The sequence below is a fragment of the Cognatishimia activa genome (assembly GCF_026016445.1).
Classification (GTDB): domain Bacteria; phylum Pseudomonadota; class Alphaproteobacteria; order Rhodobacterales; family Rhodobacteraceae; genus Cognatishimia; species Cognatishimia activa_B.
This window is the reverse complement of sequence record NZ_CP096147.1, coordinates 3,017,615-3,033,992: the sequence shown is the minus strand read 5'-3', so window position 1 is coordinate 3,033,992 and position 16,378 is coordinate 3,017,615. Positions and strand designations below refer to the sequence as shown.

The following is a 16,378-nucleotide window of genomic DNA, read 5'->3' as shown; positions in this document are numbered from 1 at the left end:
TTTCCGCTATGGTAGAGGTGCATCCGTAATCAAGGAGTCACGCACATGTCTGATCAATTCATCGCGCATATCAACGCCACTCTCGAACAGATCGAAGCCGAAGGTCTGATGAAGCGCGAGCGAATGATCACCTCCCCTCAGGGGGGAGAGATTGAGGTGGGAGATCACAAGGTCATCAACCTCTGTGCCAACAACTACCTCGGACTGGCGGATCACCCCGACCTGATCAAAGCGGCCAAGGATACGATGGATCCGAAGGGCTTCGGCATGGCCTCGGTGCGCTTCATCTGTGGCACGCAGGATATCCACCGCGAGCTGGAACAGCGGATCGCCAAGTTCCTGAACAAAGACGACAGCATCCTCTTTGCCGCCTGCTTTGACGCCAACGGCGGCTTGTTTGAACCCTTACTCGGGCCGGAAGATGCAATTGTCTCTGACAGCCTGAACCATGCGTCCATCATCGACGGCATTCGTCTCTGCAAGGCGAAACGCTATCGCTACATGAACAGCGACATGACCGATCTGGAAGAGACACTGAAACACGCCCGTAATGAAGGCGCGCGCCATATCATGATCGCAACTGATGGTGTGTTTTCCATGGACGGATATTTGGCAAACCTGCCAGAGATCACGCGATTGGCGAAAGAGTACGACGCTATCGTCATGGTCGATGACTGCCACGCCACCGGCTTTATGGGGCCACGCGGCGCGGGCACTCCGGATCACTTCGGCGTGGACGTCGACATTCTGACAGGGACGTTGGGCAAAGCACTTGGGGGGGCCATCGGCGGTTATATCGCTGGGCCGCAGCCAGTGATTGACCTTCTGCGGCAGCGCGCGCGGCCCTATCTGTTCTCCAACTCGCTGCCGCCAAGCATTGTTGCTGCTGGAATCGAAGCCATTCGACTTGTCGAAGAAGGCGAAGATCTACGGGCGCAACTGTTTGAAAATGCCCGTTACTGGCGCGAAGGTCTGACCAAACTTGGGTTCGACCTGCTGGAAGGTGAACATGCGATCATTCCGGTAATGCTCGGAGATGCGAAGCTCGCGCAGGAAATGGCGCGACAATTGTTTGACGAAGGCGTCTATGTGTCAGGCTTCTTTTTCCCGGTGGTTCCGCGTGGACAGGCCCGCATTCGTACTCAGATGAATGCATCCCTAACCAAGGATGAGCTCGACCGTGCCCTCGCTGCCTTTGGCAACGTCGGCAGAGCCATTGGCGTGATATCATGACCCTGCCAAACACAATGAAAGCACTTGAAAAGTCCCGCCCGGAAGAAGGCTTGTGGATGGTGCAGGCGCCTGTGCCGGAAATCGGCGACGACGAGGTTTTAATCCGGATCAACAAAACCGGCATCTGCGGGACCGACATTCACATCTGGAACTGGGATGATTGGGCCAGTCATACTGTGCCAGTTCCCATGATTACCGGTCACGAATTCGCAGGCGAAATCGTCGAAGTCGGTCGCGATGTAAATGTCCTGAAAGTAGGACAGAGATGTTCAGGAGAAGGCCACCTGATCGAGACCGACAGCCGCCAAAGCCGCGCTGGCAAATTTCATCTCGACCCTGGCACACGTGGAATTGGTGTGAATGTCCAAGGGGCCTTTGCCCAGTATCTGAAGTTGCCAGCATTCAACGTGGTCCCGCTGCCCGATGACATTCCGGATGAAATCGGAGCGATCCTTGATCCGCTGGGTAATGCTGTGCACACCGCGCTCAGTTTTGAATTGCTTGGCGAAGATGTATTGATCACAGGTGCCGGACCAATTGGCATCATGGCAGCGGCCGTCGCACGCCATGCAGGCGCGCGCAATGTGGTAATCACCGATATCAATCAGGATCGCTTGGAGCTTGCCGAACATGTCGTGCCAACTGTGCGTCCAGTGAATGTCACCAAGGAAGACCTCAATGATGTGATCGCCGAACTTGGTTTGACGCAGGGATTTGACGTTGGTCTCGAAATGTCGGGAAACCAGAAAGCTCTGGATCAAATGGTTGAGGCACTGGTGATGGGCGGCAAAATTGCGCTGCTTGGCATCCCACCAGGTGAATCCCCTGTGAACTGGGGGCGCATTGTTTTCAAGGCCATCACTATCAAGGGCGTCTATGGCCGAGAGATGTTTGAGACCTGGTACAAGATGATTGCCATGCTTCAAAATGGACTGGATGTTAGCCGTGTGATTACGCACAACTTTGACGTGGATGATTTCCGGGATGGGTTCGCGGCTATGCAATCCGGCCGATCGGGCAAAGTGGTTCTGAATTGGCGCTAAAAGAAATGCGGCGGGCCAAGCCCGCCGTATTTTCGTTCAGTATTTGAACTTGTTAAACAACGTCGAATCTCCGATCCCATTAATCAAACGGATCACGCTTGGAGTTTGCTCTTTCTGAGCGCTCACAAACTTCTCGAATGCGCCGGAAGCCTGTGTTGCTGTCTGCATTTGACGTGCTTTCTGCATGTGTCACCTATACATTTACACGCCCCCACAACCTGACCGTGCAGCTTTGGGTGGAGCAAAACCATGCGCCAATTGCGGCGCAAAGCAGGATGTTTGGTTAAAGGGGAGTTAAAGGCTTCTGTTCAGAAACTCGCGCTCTAAACAAAAGAGCCGCCCCAAAGGGACGACTCTTTCAATTAGATTTTTCAGCGATCAAACGTCGAACTGAAGCGGTTTGATCTGTGTGAAGAGATCAGTCTCCGCCAGCGCCGCGCGGGCCTCAGCTGGTACCGGTTCATCCACGTAGAGCAACGCAATCGCTTCGCCACCGACGTCAGCACGACCCAATGTGAAGTTCGCGATGTTTACGCCGTTCGCACCCATGGTCTGACCCAGAGCACCGATGATGCCAGGTTCGTCGCGGTTGGTGGTGTAAAGCATATGCGCACCGATCTCAGCATCCACAGTGATGCCTTTGATCTGGATGAAACGTGGTTTGCCATCAGAGAAGACAGTACCAGCAACAGAACGCTCACGCTTTTCGGTAACTACGGTCACTTTGATGTAGCCGTCGAAAGTGCCAGACTTATCCTGATTGGTTGTGGAGATCTTCATGCCGCGTTCTTTCGCGACAACAGGCGCAGACACCATGTTCACGTCGGGGTTGGCCTTCTTCAATATCCCAGCGATCACGGAACAGTTCAGGGCTTCCAGGTTCATTTCTGAAACGACACCATCGTATAGGATGTTGATCGCTTTGATTGGCTCGTCGGTCATTTGACCTGCGAAGGCACCCAGGTGATCAGCAAGTTTGATCCATGGACCCATGACCTTCGCTTCTTCAGCGGTAACGGATGGCATGTTCAATGCGTTCTCTACCGCGCCGGTCAGCAGGTAGTTGGACATCTGTTCAGCCACTTGCAGCGCCACGTTTTCCTGCGCTTCGGTTGTTGCCGCGCCGAGGTGCGGTGTGCAGACAACGTTTGGCAAGTTGAAGAGTGGGTTCTCTTTCGCAGGCTCTTCGGCAAATACGTCAAACGCAGCACCTGCGACATGGCCGGATTTCAGCAGTTCCGCCAGAGCCGCCTCGTCGACCAGACCGCCACGCGCACAGTTGATGATGCGCACACCTTTTTTGGTTTTCGCAAGGTTTTCTGCAGACAGAATGTTTTCGGTCACGCCTGCAATGAATGGCACGTGCAGAGTGATGAAGTCAGCGCGACCCAACAGTTCGTCGAGTTCAACTTTTTCGACGCCCATTTTGTCCGCTTTTTCTTCAGACAGGAACGGGTCAAACGCGATGACTTTCATCTTAAGGCCACGCGCACGGTCACACACGATGCCACCGATGTTGCCTGCGCCAATGACGCCGAGGGTCTTGTTGGTCAGCTCAACACCCATGAACTTGGATTTTTCCCATTTGCCGGCGTGAGTTGACTCAGACGCCTCTGGGATTTGACGCGCCACAGCGAACATCATCGCAATCGCATGTTCCGCGGTGGTGATCATGTTGCCAAATGGTGTGTTCATGACGATCACACCTTTTTTGGACGCGGCTTCTTTGTCGACGTTGTCGGTCCCGATACCTGCACGGCCAACCACTTTCAGGTTGGTAGCGGCTTCCAAGATGGTCGGTGTGACTTTGGTCGCAGAGCGGATCGCGAGACCGTCGTATTGGCCAACGAGTTCAGCCAGCTTCTCTTTGTCTTTGCCAAGGTCTGGCATGAAATCAACATCAATGCCGCGGTCGCGGAAGATTTGAACGGCGGTTTCAGACAGTTTGTCAGATACAAGTACTTTAGGGGCCATGGTTTTGGTCCTTTGTTGTCGGGGTGCCGGAATTAACCAGCAAACAAAATTGGGAAAGTAGGCCGGGCTTCAGCCCGGCACTTGTTTAAGCTTGTGCTTCGATTTCAGCTTCAAACGCCCATGCAAGCCAAGGCAGCATGGCTTCGATGTCGGCAGTCTCAACTGTACCACCACACCAGATGCGCAGACCTGCTGGCGCGTCACGGTAAGCTCCGATGTCCAGCGCGATGTTTTCTGCTTCCAGACGCTTCGCAACGGCTTTCGCAAAAACTGCGCCGTCTTGGATGCGGTCATCAGTGAACTTCAGGCAAACAGAAGTGTTGGAGCGTGTCGCATCATCTTCCGCGAGATTCGCGATCCAGTCGTTTGCGTCGCAGAAATCAAACACTGCTTGAGCGTTGGCATTCGCGCGCGCTTGCAGACCTTCCAGACCACCGACAGAGCGCGCCCAATCGAGCGCCAGCAGATAGTCTTCAACCGCCAGCATGGACGGTGTGTTGATCGTTGCGCCAGTAAAGATGCCTTCGATCAGCTTGCCGCCTTTGGTCATGCGGAAGATCTTTGGAAGAGGCCAAGCGGGTGTGTAGCTTTCCAGACGCGCGACAGCGCGTGGGGACAGAACGATCATGCCGTGCGCCGCTTCGCCGCCCAGAACCTTCTGCCAGGAGAAGGTGGTCACGTCGAGTTTGTCCCAAGGCAGGTCCATCGCGAAGGCCGCGGAGGTCGCATCACAGATGGTCAGGCCAACGCGATCATCTGCAATCCAGTCACCGTTTGGAACACGCACACCAGAGGTGGTGCCGTTCCAGGTGAAAACAACGTCATTCACGAAATCAACCGACGCCAGATCAACGATCTGACCATAGTCAGCCACCTTGGCTTCCGCGTCGATTTTCAGCTGTTTGACAACATCCGTCACCCAGCCAGCGCCGAAAGATTCCCAAGCCAGCATCTCGACCTTGCGTTCACCCAGCAGGGACCACAGAGCCATCTCAACCGCGCCAGTGTCCGACGCAGGAACGATGCCGATCTTGTAATCAGCAGGAATGCCCAGAACTTCGCGGGTGCCTTCGATGGCATCTTTCAGCTTTGCTTTACCAACAGCTGCACGGTGGCTGCGGCCCAAAGCGGCGTCCGCAAGTTTAGACAGTTCAAAAACAGGAGGTTTGGCACATGGGCCAGAAGAAAAGCGCGGGTTTGCCGGACGCGCTGCCGGTTGCTGAGTAGCCATTGATGCTATCCTTACAGATATCTGCCTCTCGTTGGGGAGAGGTGTCCCGCAGCCGGAAATAGAGAGCGAATCTCATCCGGGCAACCGCTAAAATGTCGGTTCACGTGGCTACACCGACGTTTTTGAATAGAAAATGTCTATGATCGGAAACACGATCCAGCCGGGTGGTAATTGCATTCCCGCTGCGGTAAGGGGCGATCGAGACCGCCTAAAAAGGACATATCGATGTATATCGCGACGCTTTTGACGAACCCCGCTGCGCCTACGCTGGATGCCGCAACGGTGGAGAATCTTCGCAATGCCTGGGGCGGTGGCGAGGCACAATGGCTGGCAACCGGTGAGGCTGCAGAATTCTCCATTGCGCAGGTACCAGGTAATGCAGAAGACGTGTGGACCGCACTTCAGGCTGAACAAATCGATCTGATCATTCAGCCCGCAGAGGGCCGTCGCAAAAAGATGCTCTTGGCCGATATGGACAGCACCATGATCCAACAGGAATGCATCGACGAGCTGGCTGCAGAAGCTGGTGTTGGAGAGCGTGTTGCTGAGATCACTGCGAAGGCTATGAATGGCGAACTGGATTTTGAAGGCGCGATCGATGAACGTGTGGGGCTCCTGAAAGATCTGCCAGAAAGCATTATCGATCACGTTCTGCAAACACGCATAGATTTGATGCCCGGAGGCAAGGCGCTTGTCCAAACCATGAAATCCAATGGCGGTTACGCTGCCTTGGTCTCTGGAGGTTTCACGGCATTCACTGCGAAAGTTGCAGCCGAGCTCGGCTTTGATGAGAACCGAGCCAACACATTGGAAGTTGAAAGCGGTGCCCTCACAGGCCGTGTTGTTCGCCCAATACTTGGCCGTGAGGCTAAGCTTGAAGCCCTAAATGAGATCACCAGTAGTCTTGAAATTTCGCCTGAAGACGTGATGGCCGTTGGCGATGGAATGAACGATCTCTTAATGCTCCAGAATGCGGGTACCGGTGTTGCGTTGCACGGTAAACCTGCCCTGCAAGCTGAGTGTAAAGTGAAAATCAATCACGGCGACCTAACTGCGCTTCTCTATATTCAGGGCTACGCTAAGTCCGAATTTGCGGCGGGATAAATGTTCGAGGTCGGCACAGAAGTCTTGCTCATTTTGATTGCAGCGGGATTTGTTGCAGGCTTTGTCGACTCCATTGCAGGCGGTGGCGGTTTGATCGCTCTGCCCGCAATGCTGCTGTCAGGTGTCCCACCACTCACCGCACTCGCCACCAACAAAGTCCAGGGCTTCTTCGGAGCTGCCACCGCGGCGTATACCTATGCGCGCGGAGGCCACGTCGATCTGAGAAAACAAATCGTGCCCGCGACCATATCCTTCTTCGCTTCGATTTTGGGGGCCCTCTTGGTAGCGCAACTGCCGACCGATCTCATACGGATTGTGCTCCCTGTCCTACTTGCCGGTGTTGCCCTTTTCTTTGCCTTGCAGCGGGGACTCAATGACGACGATAAAGAGCGCCGCATGTCTCCGATGATCTTTTCCGCAAGCATGGTGCCTCTGATCGCGGCATACGACGGGCTGCTTGGTCCGGGCACCGGTAGCTTCTTCATGCTCGCTTTTGTTTCCTTGGCGGGCTACGGCATTCTTAAAGCCACGGCGCACACGAAACTTTTGAACTGCGCCTCTAATGCAGGGGCTTTGCTCGCCTTCGCAATCGTCGCCACGCCTTGGTGGATGACCGGCCTCGCGATGGGGGTCGCACAGATCTTTGGCGCACGGCTTGGCGCATCATTGGCGCAAAAGATCGGTGCCCGCTTGATCAAACCACTTTTGGTTTTCACGACATTGGCGATGGCCGCGAAGTTGCTTTGGGACTTGCTCTGATTCCTGCGCATTCGTGATATCAACGCCCGATTTCAGACGCCAAACCGCGTTGGGTTGAGTTAGGCTCCGGGTATGATGTTTGATTTGCCTGACACCGACACGCTTTACGCAGCACTTTGTAACCGCGACGACACCTATGAAGGGCGCGCCTGGGTGGGCGTAACTTCGACGGGGATATTCTGTCGGCTTTCATGCCCTGCCCGAAAACCAAAGCCCGAAAACTGCCAATGGTATGATTCTGTGGGTGCCTGCATTGAAGCCGGATTTCGGCCCTGCAAAAGATGCCACCCCCTTGCGCCGATGGCCGAAGCTGAGCCCGTGATCCAAACCCTGCTCGAAGCGCTTGAAAGGCGCCCCTCCTATCGCTGGAGTGAGGGAGACATCGCTCGAATGGGTCTCGATGCCTCAACAGCGCGGCGTGCTTTCAAGCGGCATTTCGGGATGACCTTTCTGGAGATGGCTCGACAACGGCGTTTGCGCGAAGGATTCACGACACTCGCCAAAGGTAGGCCTGTAATTGAGGCGCAGCTGGATTCAGGTTTTGAAAGCCCCAGCGCCTTTCGTTCGGCTTTCGCAAAACTGCTTGGTCAAAACCCAAGCGACTTCGCGGCAGATGCGCTTTTGAGGGCAGATTGGATCGATACGCCACTTGGTCCCTTGGTGGCGGTATGTGACCAGCACGCCTTACACTTATTGGAGTTTGTTGATCGCAAAGCTCTGCCAACGTCTTTGAAGAAGTTACAAACTCTTTCAAAAGGCTCACTTGGATTTGGGCGGTTTGAAATCACTGATCAGGTTAAATCTGAGCTCGCGGCCTTTTTTAGCGGGAATCGAGACACATTTGATGTGAAACTCGCCTATCACGGCTCGCCATTCACGCAGGAAGTCTGGGATGAATTGCGCACCATTCCGGCTGGTGAAACGCGTTCATATTCAGATATGGCTAATGCGATCGGACGCCCCTCTTCGGTACGTGCCGTCGCGCGCGCAAATGGTGCAAACCAGATTGCCTTGATCGTCCCCTGTCATCGCGTCATAGGAGCAGACGGATCGTTGACGGGCTATGGCGGAGGGCTATGGCGCAAACAGCGACTGATCGAGCTGGAACGACAATACAAGGACAAGTCCGCCGCATGACAAATGCAGTCTCTAAACAAGCAGAAAAGGCACAAATCTTCACAGACATGCACCAGCCCGGTGACCCGTTGGTACTTTACAACATCTGGGATGCGGGCTCGGCAAAAGTGATTGAAGAAGCCGGGGCGCGTGCCGTTGCAACAGGCAGCTGGTCTGTCGCCGGAGCACAGGGGTTTGATGATGGAGAAAAGTTACCACTCGAAATCGCCTTGATGACTGCGCGGCGGATTTGTCAGACCGTTGAAGTGCCCGTCACGCTCGATTTTGAAGGCGCCTACGCTGTCGGACCAACAGGTGTCGCGTCCAACATTACCCTTGCTATGAAGCAGGGGATCGTCGGCATCAATTTCGAAGATCAGATGATTGGCAGCAAAGGGCTGCATAAACTGGAAGAACAGTCAAAACGCATTGCTGCTGCCCGCGAAGCATCGGAAGCCTACGGAGTACCGCTCTTTATCAATGCGCGTACGGATCTGTTTTTAAAAGAGGCCAACCAAGATTGGCACGCAGGCCTGATGCCACAGGCACTAGAACGTCTAGAGGCCTATACTGCGGCAGGTGCCAGCGGGTTCTTTGTACCCGGACTGACCGACCCAGAGTTGATTGCACGCGTTTGCGAGGCTTCCGATATACCCGTGAATGTCATGACACTCTCAAACGGCCTTTCGGTCGCCGAACTGGCTGACCTTGGCGTGGCGCGGATTAGCCACGGCCCCGGCCCCTTCCGTCAGGCCATGCGCGATCTGGCGACGCGTTTCGTGGACACTATGAGTTGATTTCATGACTGGTGCATACTGAGGCACAGCGATTATATGTGGCTCAAACCAAGGAAGGCACGCGAATGAAAATCGCCTACACGATGACCAAGGGCAAAGGGGATCTTGATGAGGTCCTCTACAATTTCGCCAAATCCGAGATGGCAATCGGCACCCGCGTTGTTGGTGTTGTACAAGTCAACACAGACCGAGACGACTGCCCGCTCTGTGACATGGATGTCGAAGTGCTACCGGATGGGCCGACCATTCGTATTTCTCAAGATTTAGGACCAAACTCTCGCGGTTGTCGACTTGACCCCGATGCCCTGGAACAAGCTGTCTCAGAGGTAGGCCATCGGTTGAACTCTGACGTCGCATTGTTGGTTTTAAATAAATTCGGCAAGCACGAAGCCGGCGGTCGCGGCTTCCGCGATACCATTGGGCAGGCAATGGAACTTGGTGTTCCTGTCGTTTGCGGGGTCAACGAATTGAATCGCGAAGCCTTCGAAGCATTTTCGCAAGGCACCGCCGTGTTCGTCGAACCCAACCCCAAGGCCCTGACCGATTGGCTTAACGACTAAACGCTCTGAAGCGCCCAAAGATCAGACTGAGTACAAATACGCCTGCCGCGACACAGACGATACTTGGTCCGGCAGGGGTGTCGTAGATCAGGCTCATACGCAGGCCGAGAATAGCTGATAAAGCACCGAATAGCGCCGCAATCACGGCCATACCTTCTGGATTGCGCGCCAATGACCTCGCGCCTGCAGCGGGAATGATCAGCATTGCAACAATCAGAAGTACCCCAACGACCTTAATGGCGACCGCCACCACAACGGCAAGGCAAACCGTTAGAATCAATTGTTCACGCTTGGGGTCCACTCCGCTGGCCATGGCTAGATCAGCGTTCAATGTTGCTGTCAGCAATGGGGACCATCTGAACGCCATCAGAGCGATCACAAGTGCCGCGCCACCCCAAATCACAATCAAATCTGATTTAGACACAGCGAGGATGTCTCCGAAGAGATAGGCCATCAGGTCAAGCCTCACCCCTTGCAGGAAGCTGACCGCGACAAGACCGATGGCCAAAGCGGAATGCGCCATCACACCGAGTAGGGTGTCCATCGCATAGCCTTTGCCGGTTAAGGCCGAAACCGTCAGGGCCATGATCAAGGCAATGGCAAGTGCGCCAGTGAACACCGAAAGTGAAAGCGCCAATGACAGCGCAATGCCCAAAATGGCGGCATGGCTTGTCGCATCACCAAAATAAGCCATCCGTCGCCAAACAACGAAACATCCCAGCGGAGCAGCCGCCAGAGCCACGCCAATCCCTGCCAATGTCGCGCGTACCAGGAAATCATCAAGCATGGGTACAGCCCTTGTGGTCGTCTACCTCATGAGAATGATCATGGTCATGTCGGTAAAGCGCCAAGGCGCCCTGCGTACCCGAACCAAAAAGGGCCCGATATTCAGGAGCGGAAGCAACTATTTCCGGCGCACCGTGACAGCAGACATGGCCATTAAGACAGACCACACGGTCAGATGCACTCATGACTACGTGCAACTCATGACTGACCATAAGAACCGCGGCGCCCGTTTCGCGGCGAATGTCTTCGATCAAGTTATAAAGCGCTGCAGACCCTGGTTGATCAAGCCCGGTGGTGGGCTCATCCAAAATCAAGATATCTGGGTTTTCAAGCAATGCCCGCGCAAGCAACGCGCGCTGAAATTGACCGCCTGAAAGCGCTGACATCTGTTTTTCATGCAGATCTGACGCGCCCACGCGCATCAGCGCCCTGTTTATATCGCCGTCGATACGATGTTTGGGCAAGGAGAGAAACCGACGTACAGACAGCGGCAGCGTTGGATCAATATGCAGCTTCTGCGGCACATAGCCGATGCGCAAACCGGCTCGGCGTTGAACCTTACCTGCCGTTGGTTTAACAGCCCCAATAAGAGACTTCAGCAATGTTGATTTGCCTGATCCGTTTGGGCCAACAATGGTGACAATTTCACCAGAATTGATTGTGAAATCCACATGCCTCAAGGCGACATGGCCACCGAGGCGTACGCTCATATCTTGAGTTGACAGTAATGTCTCAGGCATCATTGACACTTCGGGCATAGGCCTTCTGCTTCCACAACTGTCGCCTCAATTGCAAACCCAAGATCTTTCGCGGCGGATTTCAAGCTGGCTGTTGGACGACTTTCTGTTTCAACCACCAAGCTACATTCGCGACAAATCATGAAGGCGGGTGCATGGTTCACGCCAGGATGTGAGCAAGCAACATAAGCATTCAATTTTTCGATCTTGTGGATGAAATTATTGGCTTTCAGAAAGTCCAATGCGCGATAGACCACGGGTGGCTGCTTACCCAAACCTTCTTCCGCCAGGATTGGCAAAATGTCATATGCGCCCATGGCGCGGTGCTCTTGCAGCAATATTTCAAACACACGGCGACGCACCGGTGTGAATTGCAACTTGTTCTCAGCACAATAAGAAACCGCCGCTTCCATCGCGTCATGAATACAACCGCTGTGGTCGTGATTATCGAATCCGTGCACGCTCATTGATGGCTCCTGTTGATAGCGGTTGATATAGTATAACGCATGGGCTAGAGGCAACTCGATGTTATACTGTAACGCGGAGCGCCTTATGTTTTACCGATCTATGACGGCGATGTGCCTTTTGGCAACCCAAGCCAGTGCCGAAGTACCAAATGTAGCAACAGATATTGCACCTGTGCACTCACTTGTTGCTCGCGTAATGCAGGGAGTCGGCGAACCTGCTTTGGTTATGCAGCAAGGTGCATCTCCTCATGGTTATTCATTGCGCCCGTCAGAGGCTCGCATACTGCAAAATGCTGATCTAGTGGTTTGGATTGGTGAAGACCTCTCTCCTTGGCTGGAAGATGCGATCGAAACAGTGGCGACTGGTGCACATTCTCTGGAATTGCTTCATAGCGAAGGCACGCACGTTCATGAGTTCCGAGAAGAAGCGGTCTTTGGTGGCCATGACGACCATGACGACCATGACGACCATGACGACCATGACGACCATGACGACCATGACGACCATGACGACCATGATCATGTTGAAAATCATGATGACAAGCATGAAGATCACGGACACGACGATCATGATGATCATCACGACGAGCATAAAGATGAACACGCCGGTCATGATGACCACGATCGCCACAACCACGACGGCGCGGACCCACATGCTTGGCTTGATCCAGAGAACGCGATTGTTTGGTTGAATTCGATTGCTGAAGAACTGTCTGAGTTGGACCCGGCAAATGCAGAAATCTACGCGATGAACGCAGAGGTCGGTGCGACGGAGATCCAAGCCGCTGGTGAAGAAATTACAACCCAGCTTGAGCCATTCCACGATGCACGATTTGTGGTTTTCCACGACGCCTACCAGTACTTCGAAGAAGCCTTTGGGCTAGAGGTCACCGGTTCCATCCAATTGTCTGATGCGGCTGCCCCAAGCGCCGCGCGCCTGAGCGAACTGCACGCGGAAATCAAAGAGCACGGCATTTCATGCGTCTTTGCAGAACCTCAGTTCAATGACTCTCTGGTTAAATCAGTGGCGCCTGAAGGCACCAACACAGGTATTCTGGACCCTCTGGCAACCGACATCCCACAGGGCCCTGCGCTTTACACAACTTGGCTGCGTGGCCTTGCAAACAGCGTGACGGACTGCCTCGGCTAATCCTGTCGCATTCGAGACTCACTTATGAAAAACCATGCTGCGCCGCTGTTCATCGCGGCGCAGCATGATAGGCTCTCCACCAAAACAGGATCGAGCCGTTGCGTATTCTCTGCATCACAACCGTCAAAGACGAAGCGCCTTATTTGCTAGAGTGGATCGCGCACCATCGTGCTGCCGGCGTGACGGATTTTCTTGTTTATTCAAATGACTGCAGTGACGGCACCGACAAATTACTGAAAGCACTGCAGATGGCGGGGATTGTTCGCCATATTCCGCATGAGAAAACAACGGGCCAATCGATCCAGTGGCAGGCTTTGAAAGAAGCCTGGAAACATCCGTTGCGCAAAAAGGCGGATTGGATTTTGGTGTCGGATGTCGATGAGTATGTGAACATCAGGGTGGGTGAACATCGTTTCGAAGACCTGATCGGTGCTGTCTCGCCTGAAGCAGATGCGATTGTGCTGCAGTGGCGGTTGTTCGGACATAACAACGTGATTGACGTGAAAGATGCGCCCATCACAGAACAGTTCACGCGCGCAATTCCTGACAACGAGAATTACCCTATCGCCGCGAGCATGATTAAAACGATTTTCAAGCCAACAGGGCCTTTCAACATGCTGGGGGTTCACCGCCCCAAGCAAAAGGACATCATGAAAGCCCGCCGCCCAATTATGGTGGATGGGTCCGGCAAGTTTCTCTCGCAGGACTTCGCAATGGCACCGAACCGGATCTCAATGTTCGGTGGCACGCCTGCGCGCGCCCTCGCTGACATCAACCACTACGCCATCAAATCTGTGATGGGTTTCCTTTTGAAACGCTCTCGTGGGCTTCCTAACCGTAAAAAGGAAGTCGGCTTGAATTACTGGGTGGAGCGTAATTTCAACACCGTTGAAGACACCTCGATTGCAGCAATGAGACCAGCGACGGAAACGCAATTTGACAAGCTAATGACCCTGCCCGGTGTAGAAGCACTGCATGCAGAAGCGGTTGCTTTGCATCAGGCACGTGCCGCCGATCTGATACGTGACCCGGACATTCATAAATTGCTAACTCAAATCGTGACGGCTGGTAGCAGCGAAGTGGTCCCCCAGAATTTGCAGACACAGCTGATCTCGTGGTATCACGAGGCACAGAAAAGCAGTGATAATTAAAGCCCGGTTAAGGGCGTGACAGGTAAACAAGCCAATGCGGGCCGCCTTTCATCACATTCCAATCGCGCATCAGCGCGTAGGATCGGCGATTGTTCTGGATGCAATTGCTTCCGGCAACGGGGGTCGTATATTCTTTGCCGCGGGCCGTGACCTGCGCAATCTCTCTCCCGTGGCAGGCACGACATTTAAGGGTCAGCGCTCAATCGGAGAAGCTCTGATTGTTGAAGCAACAGGCCCGACTAAACCCAACATATGCCTTGATGAGGAAGTGGCTGAGCTAGAGCTTTCTCAGCCAAATCTGCAGCTCTTTCGGGGATTGAATACCGCGCTGGCGTTTCGCAATGGGCAAACGGCTGAAATCACGCTGGATTGGCTCCGTTGGCATGTCGAAACACAGGGCCTTGAAGCCGCGTTGATCGTGGATCGGGCAAAGATCGGTGAGAACCAAGAATACCTCGCGCAACTTCAGAATAGCCTAACCGAAATTGACGGACTGAAAAAATTGGTGGTGGTTCAATTTGATACCGCCCTGGGTGAACCTGACATGCCCCACGAGCATCACCCGTTTTCAGCGCCGGATGCACCGGGCAAGGACCGCATGGAGGTGCCAGAATCCGACCCATGGACATCTCCGCTTGGTCAACTCGGAGTGTTTGAGCTTCTACGCCACCGATTTTTGAACACCGCGCGCGCGGTGGCTCAGTTGGATATTACCGACCTTCTATTGCGGGACCGACAGGCATCGGTTTTTGATCGCGCTCAGGCTGAAGGGGTTGTCGCACTCGAGGGACACCATTGTTATCCGTGGCGTATACGTCCCTCTGACGACGTGCAATTTGCCGATCACATATGCCGTCAGTTTGATGCCGCCAAAGCGCGAACGCGCTGGTGCATCTCCCCCAGAAAGACCGGCGAGAATACAGTATGGCGCTTTGTTCGCGTAGTGGGTGCCCCAGTCGATGCCTCTAAACCAGCTCAGTTTATGCGCTTCATGGGGTTAAGGCATCCAGTGGATAGCGTGTCACGGATCGTTCCTAAGACTTCTCTCATTGAAGATGAGCTGCTGCTCGATTTGTCGCAGAAACACTTCAAACATAAACCGGTCAGAATGCCGGTTCTCAAATCGCCCAAAATCGATACCAGCAAAAATTCCGTCACCATTATCACCACGATGAAAAACGAAGGTCCATTCATTTTGGAATGGATCGCCTATCATCGCGCTATCGGGGTTGATAACTTCCTGGTCTTCACCAATGACTGCACGGATGGCACCGACGAGTTTCACGATCTTCTGCAGGCAAAAGGCATCCTGCAACATCGCGACAACCCATTTCGAGATACAGACCTGAAGCCGCAGCACGCAGCTCTGCAAGCTGGTGAAGAAGAAGACATCATCAAGAACGCTGATTGGGTAATCTGCATGGATGTCGATGAGTTCATCAACATCAAGACCGGGGACGGCACGCTCAAAGCGCTCTTTGAGGCGGTAGGCGATGCCAATATGATCTCGCTCACCTGGCGGCTCTTCGGAAATTCCGACATCCATGAATTCGTGGATCGTCCGATTATTGGCGATTACACCCGCTGTGCTCATGAGATGACGCGCAAGCCCCATCAGGCATGGGGATTCAAGACGCTCTTCCGCAACATCGGGCTCTTTAAAAAGCTCGGTGTACATCGGCCCAAAGGTCTGAATCCGCAGCTTTGGAAAGACATCAACTGGGTGAATGGGTCAGGAAAACCGATGCCCAAGGAGTTCTTCCGCAACGCGTGGCGGTCGACTCAAGATACCGTCGGGTACGATCTGGTGTCTCTGAACCACTATGCCGTTCGATCCGCTGAAAGTTTCCTCGTAAAACGTGACCGTGGGCGTGTGAACCACGTCGATCGAGATCAAGGTTTGGCCTATTGGTTCCGCATGAACCACAACGTGGGGGAAGACCATTCCATTAAGCGCATGCTACCCGCCTTACAGGCGGAAATGGATCGGATGCTGGCTGACCCAGAGATTGCGTCGATGCACCAGAAATGCGTTGAAGCACATCGCGCGAAAATCGATGAGCTAAAAGCCACCGAAAACTACGCAAATTTTTACCAAGACCTGACGGGCGACCGCATGCAGCGGCTCTCCAAGCAGCTGCCACATTTTGGGGCCAATGTATTCTTAGCCGGACCAGATGTGGTTCCCGATGAAGTCGTCTTTGGAGATCACCCGAAGGATTACTTCTTCACCGTCGAACGACAAGAAACGACAGCACATTAATAACAGA

At 53.9% G+C, this 16,378-nt stretch carries 15 protein-coding genes; 10 read left to right on the top strand and 5 right to left on the bottom strand.

The features are described 5' to 3' along the window. Positions 1-45: 45 nt before the first annotated feature. Positions 46-1,233 (top strand): glycine C-acetyltransferase, encoded by a 1,188-nt coding sequence (locus M0D42_RS15160; RefSeq protein WP_265019439.1) that lies wholly within the window; start codon positions 46-48, stop codon positions 1,231-1,233. Between the two features lie 14 nt (positions 1,234-1,247). Then, positions 1,248-2,276: an L-threonine 3-dehydrogenase gene (tdh, locus tag M0D42_RS15155; protein ID WP_265021178.1), complete on the top strand. Its 1,029-nt coding sequence runs from the start codon at positions 1,248-1,250 to the stop codon at positions 2,274-2,276. A gap of 378 nt (positions 2,277-2,654) precedes the next feature. Here tdh and serA read toward each other — a convergent pair whose 3' ends face one another. Both serA and M0D42_RS15145 read right to left on the bottom strand, forming a co-directional pair. Beyond that, positions 2,655-4,250, bottom strand: coding sequence for a phosphoglycerate dehydrogenase (serA, locus tag M0D42_RS15150; RefSeq protein ID WP_265019438.1), 1,596 nt, complete (start codon positions 4,248-4,250; stop codon positions 2,655-2,657). An 85-nt stretch (positions 4,251-4,335) separates the two neighbouring features. Continuing rightward, the gene (locus tag M0D42_RS15145; RefSeq protein ID WP_265019437.1) at positions 4,336-5,481 is read right to left on the bottom strand and encodes a phosphoserine transaminase; all 1,146 of its coding nucleotides are present in this window, start codon (positions 5,479-5,481) and stop codon (positions 4,336-4,338) included. A gap of 225 nt (positions 5,482-5,706) precedes the next feature. Here M0D42_RS15145 and serB point away from each other — a divergent pair, with 225 nt between their 5' ends. The 5 genes from serB to M0D42_RS15120 all read left to right on the top strand — a co-directional run bounded on the left by serB (position 5,707) and on the right by M0D42_RS15120 (position 9,817). Next, entirely contained in the window at positions 5,707-6,585 is an 879-nt protein-coding gene (gene serB / locus M0D42_RS15140; RefSeq protein ID WP_265019436.1) for a phosphoserine phosphatase SerB, read from the top strand. Beyond that, positions 6,586-7,344 carry a TSUP family transporter gene (locus M0D42_RS15135; protein ID WP_265019435.1) on the top strand — a complete coding sequence of 253 codons (759 nt, stop codon included), beginning with the start codon at positions 6,586-6,588 and terminating at the stop codon, positions 7,342-7,344. 72 nt (positions 7,345-7,416) lie between these two features. Then, positions 7,417-8,481 (top strand): bifunctional transcriptional activator/DNA repair enzyme AdaA, encoded by a 1,065-nt coding sequence (locus M0D42_RS15130; protein ID WP_265019434.1) that lies wholly within the window; start codon positions 7,417-7,419, stop codon positions 8,479-8,481. Further along, entirely contained in the window at positions 8,478-9,257 is a 780-nt protein-coding gene (locus M0D42_RS15125) for an isocitrate lyase/PEP mutase family protein (protein ID WP_265019433.1), read from the top strand. The genes M0D42_RS15130 and M0D42_RS15125 overlap by 4 nt, the downstream gene beginning before the upstream one ends. Before the next feature lie 65 nt (positions 9,258-9,322). Further along, positions 9,323-9,817, top strand: coding sequence for a DUF2478 domain-containing protein (locus tag M0D42_RS15120; protein ID WP_265019432.1), 495 nt, complete (start codon positions 9,323-9,325; stop codon positions 9,815-9,817). Here M0D42_RS15120 and M0D42_RS15115 read toward each other — a convergent pair. From M0D42_RS15115 to M0D42_RS15105, 3 genes are read right to left on the bottom strand one after another with little or no spacing between them, the layout of a single operon-like run. Continuing rightward, positions 9,807-10,604 carry an iron chelate uptake ABC transporter family permease subunit gene (locus M0D42_RS15115; RefSeq protein WP_265019431.1) on the bottom strand — a complete coding sequence of 266 codons (798 nt, stop codon included), beginning with the start codon at positions 10,602-10,604 and terminating at the stop codon, positions 9,807-9,809. The two genes, M0D42_RS15120 and M0D42_RS15115, sit on opposite strands and share 11 nt — an antisense overlap. Next, positions 10,597-11,361 (bottom strand): metal ABC transporter ATP-binding protein, encoded by a 765-nt coding sequence (locus M0D42_RS15110; RefSeq protein WP_265019430.1) that lies wholly within the window; start codon positions 11,359-11,361, stop codon positions 10,597-10,599. The genes M0D42_RS15115 and M0D42_RS15110 overlap by 8 nt, the downstream gene beginning before the upstream one ends. Continuing rightward, on the bottom strand, positions 11,343-11,807 hold the full coding sequence (locus M0D42_RS15105) for a transcriptional repressor (protein ID WP_265019429.1): 465 nt from the start codon (positions 11,805-11,807) through the stop codon (positions 11,343-11,345). Before M0D42_RS15105 ends, M0D42_RS15110 begins: the two co-directional genes overlap by 19 nt. 85 nt (positions 11,808-11,892) lie before the next feature. Between M0D42_RS15105 and M0D42_RS15100 the strand changes: the two genes are divergently transcribed. From M0D42_RS15100 to M0D42_RS15090, 3 genes are all read left to right on the top strand, one after another. Continuing rightward, entirely contained in the window at positions 11,893-12,957 is a 1,065-nt protein-coding gene (locus tag M0D42_RS15100; protein WP_265019428.1) for a zinc ABC transporter substrate-binding protein, read from the top strand. Between the two features lie 98 nt (positions 12,958-13,055). Continuing rightward, positions 13,056-14,108 carry a glycosyltransferase family 2 protein gene (locus tag M0D42_RS15095; protein WP_265019427.1) on the top strand — a complete coding sequence of 351 codons (1,053 nt, stop codon included), beginning with the start codon at positions 13,056-13,058 and terminating at the stop codon, positions 14,106-14,108. A 34-nt stretch (positions 14,109-14,142) separates the two neighbouring features. Further along, on the top strand, positions 14,143-16,371 hold the full coding sequence (locus tag M0D42_RS15090; RefSeq protein WP_265019426.1) for a glycosyltransferase family 2 protein: 2,229 nt from the start codon (positions 14,143-14,145) through the stop codon (positions 16,369-16,371). The last annotated feature ends 7 nt before the right edge of the window (positions 16,372-16,378 follow it).

Coding starts and splice junctions, on each gene's coding strand:
- M0D42_RS15145 (WP_265019437.1), bottom strand. CDS start 5,481: ATGGCTACTCAGCAACCGGCAGCGCGTCCGGCAAACCCGCGCTTTTCT.
- M0D42_RS15120 (WP_265019432.1), top strand. CDS start 9,323: ATGAAAATCGCCTACACGATGACCAAGGGCAAAGGGGATCTTGATGAG.
- M0D42_RS15115 (WP_265019431.1), bottom strand. CDS start 10,604: ATGCTTGATGATTTCCTGGTACGCGCGACATTGGCAGGGATTGGCGTG.
- M0D42_RS15110 (WP_265019430.1), bottom strand. CDS start 11,361: ATGCCCGAAGTGTCAATGATGCCTGAGACATTACTGTCAACTCAAGAT.
- M0D42_RS15090 (WP_265019426.1), top strand. CDS start 14,143: ATGCGGGCCGCCTTTCATCACATTCCAATCGCGCATCAGCGCGTAGGA.
- tdh (WP_265021178.1), top strand. CDS start 1,248: ATGAAAGCACTTGAAAAGTCCCGCCCGGAAGAAGGCTTGTGGATGGTG.
- M0D42_RS15105 (WP_265019429.1), bottom strand. CDS start 11,807: ATGAGCGTGCACGGATTCGATAATCACGACCACAGCGGTTGTATTCAT.
- M0D42_RS15100 (WP_265019428.1), top strand. CDS start 11,893: ATGTTTTACCGATCTATGACGGCGATGTGCCTTTTGGCAACCCAAGCC.
- M0D42_RS15125 (WP_265019433.1), top strand. CDS start 8,478: ATGACAAATGCAGTCTCTAAACAAGCAGAAAAGGCACAAATCTTCACA.
- serA (WP_265019438.1), bottom strand. CDS start 4,250: ATGGCCCCTAAAGTACTTGTATCTGACAAACTGTCTGAAACCGCCGTT.
- M0D42_RS15130 (WP_265019434.1), top strand. CDS start 7,417: ATGATGTTTGATTTGCCTGACACCGACACGCTTTACGCAGCACTTTGT.
- serB (WP_265019436.1), top strand. CDS start 5,707: ATGTATATCGCGACGCTTTTGACGAACCCCGCTGCGCCTACGCTGGAT.
- M0D42_RS15160 (WP_265019439.1), top strand. CDS start 46: ATGTCTGATCAATTCATCGCGCATATCAACGCCACTCTCGAACAGATC.
- M0D42_RS15135 (WP_265019435.1), top strand. CDS start 6,586: ATGTTCGAGGTCGGCACAGAAGTCTTGCTCATTTTGATTGCAGCGGGA.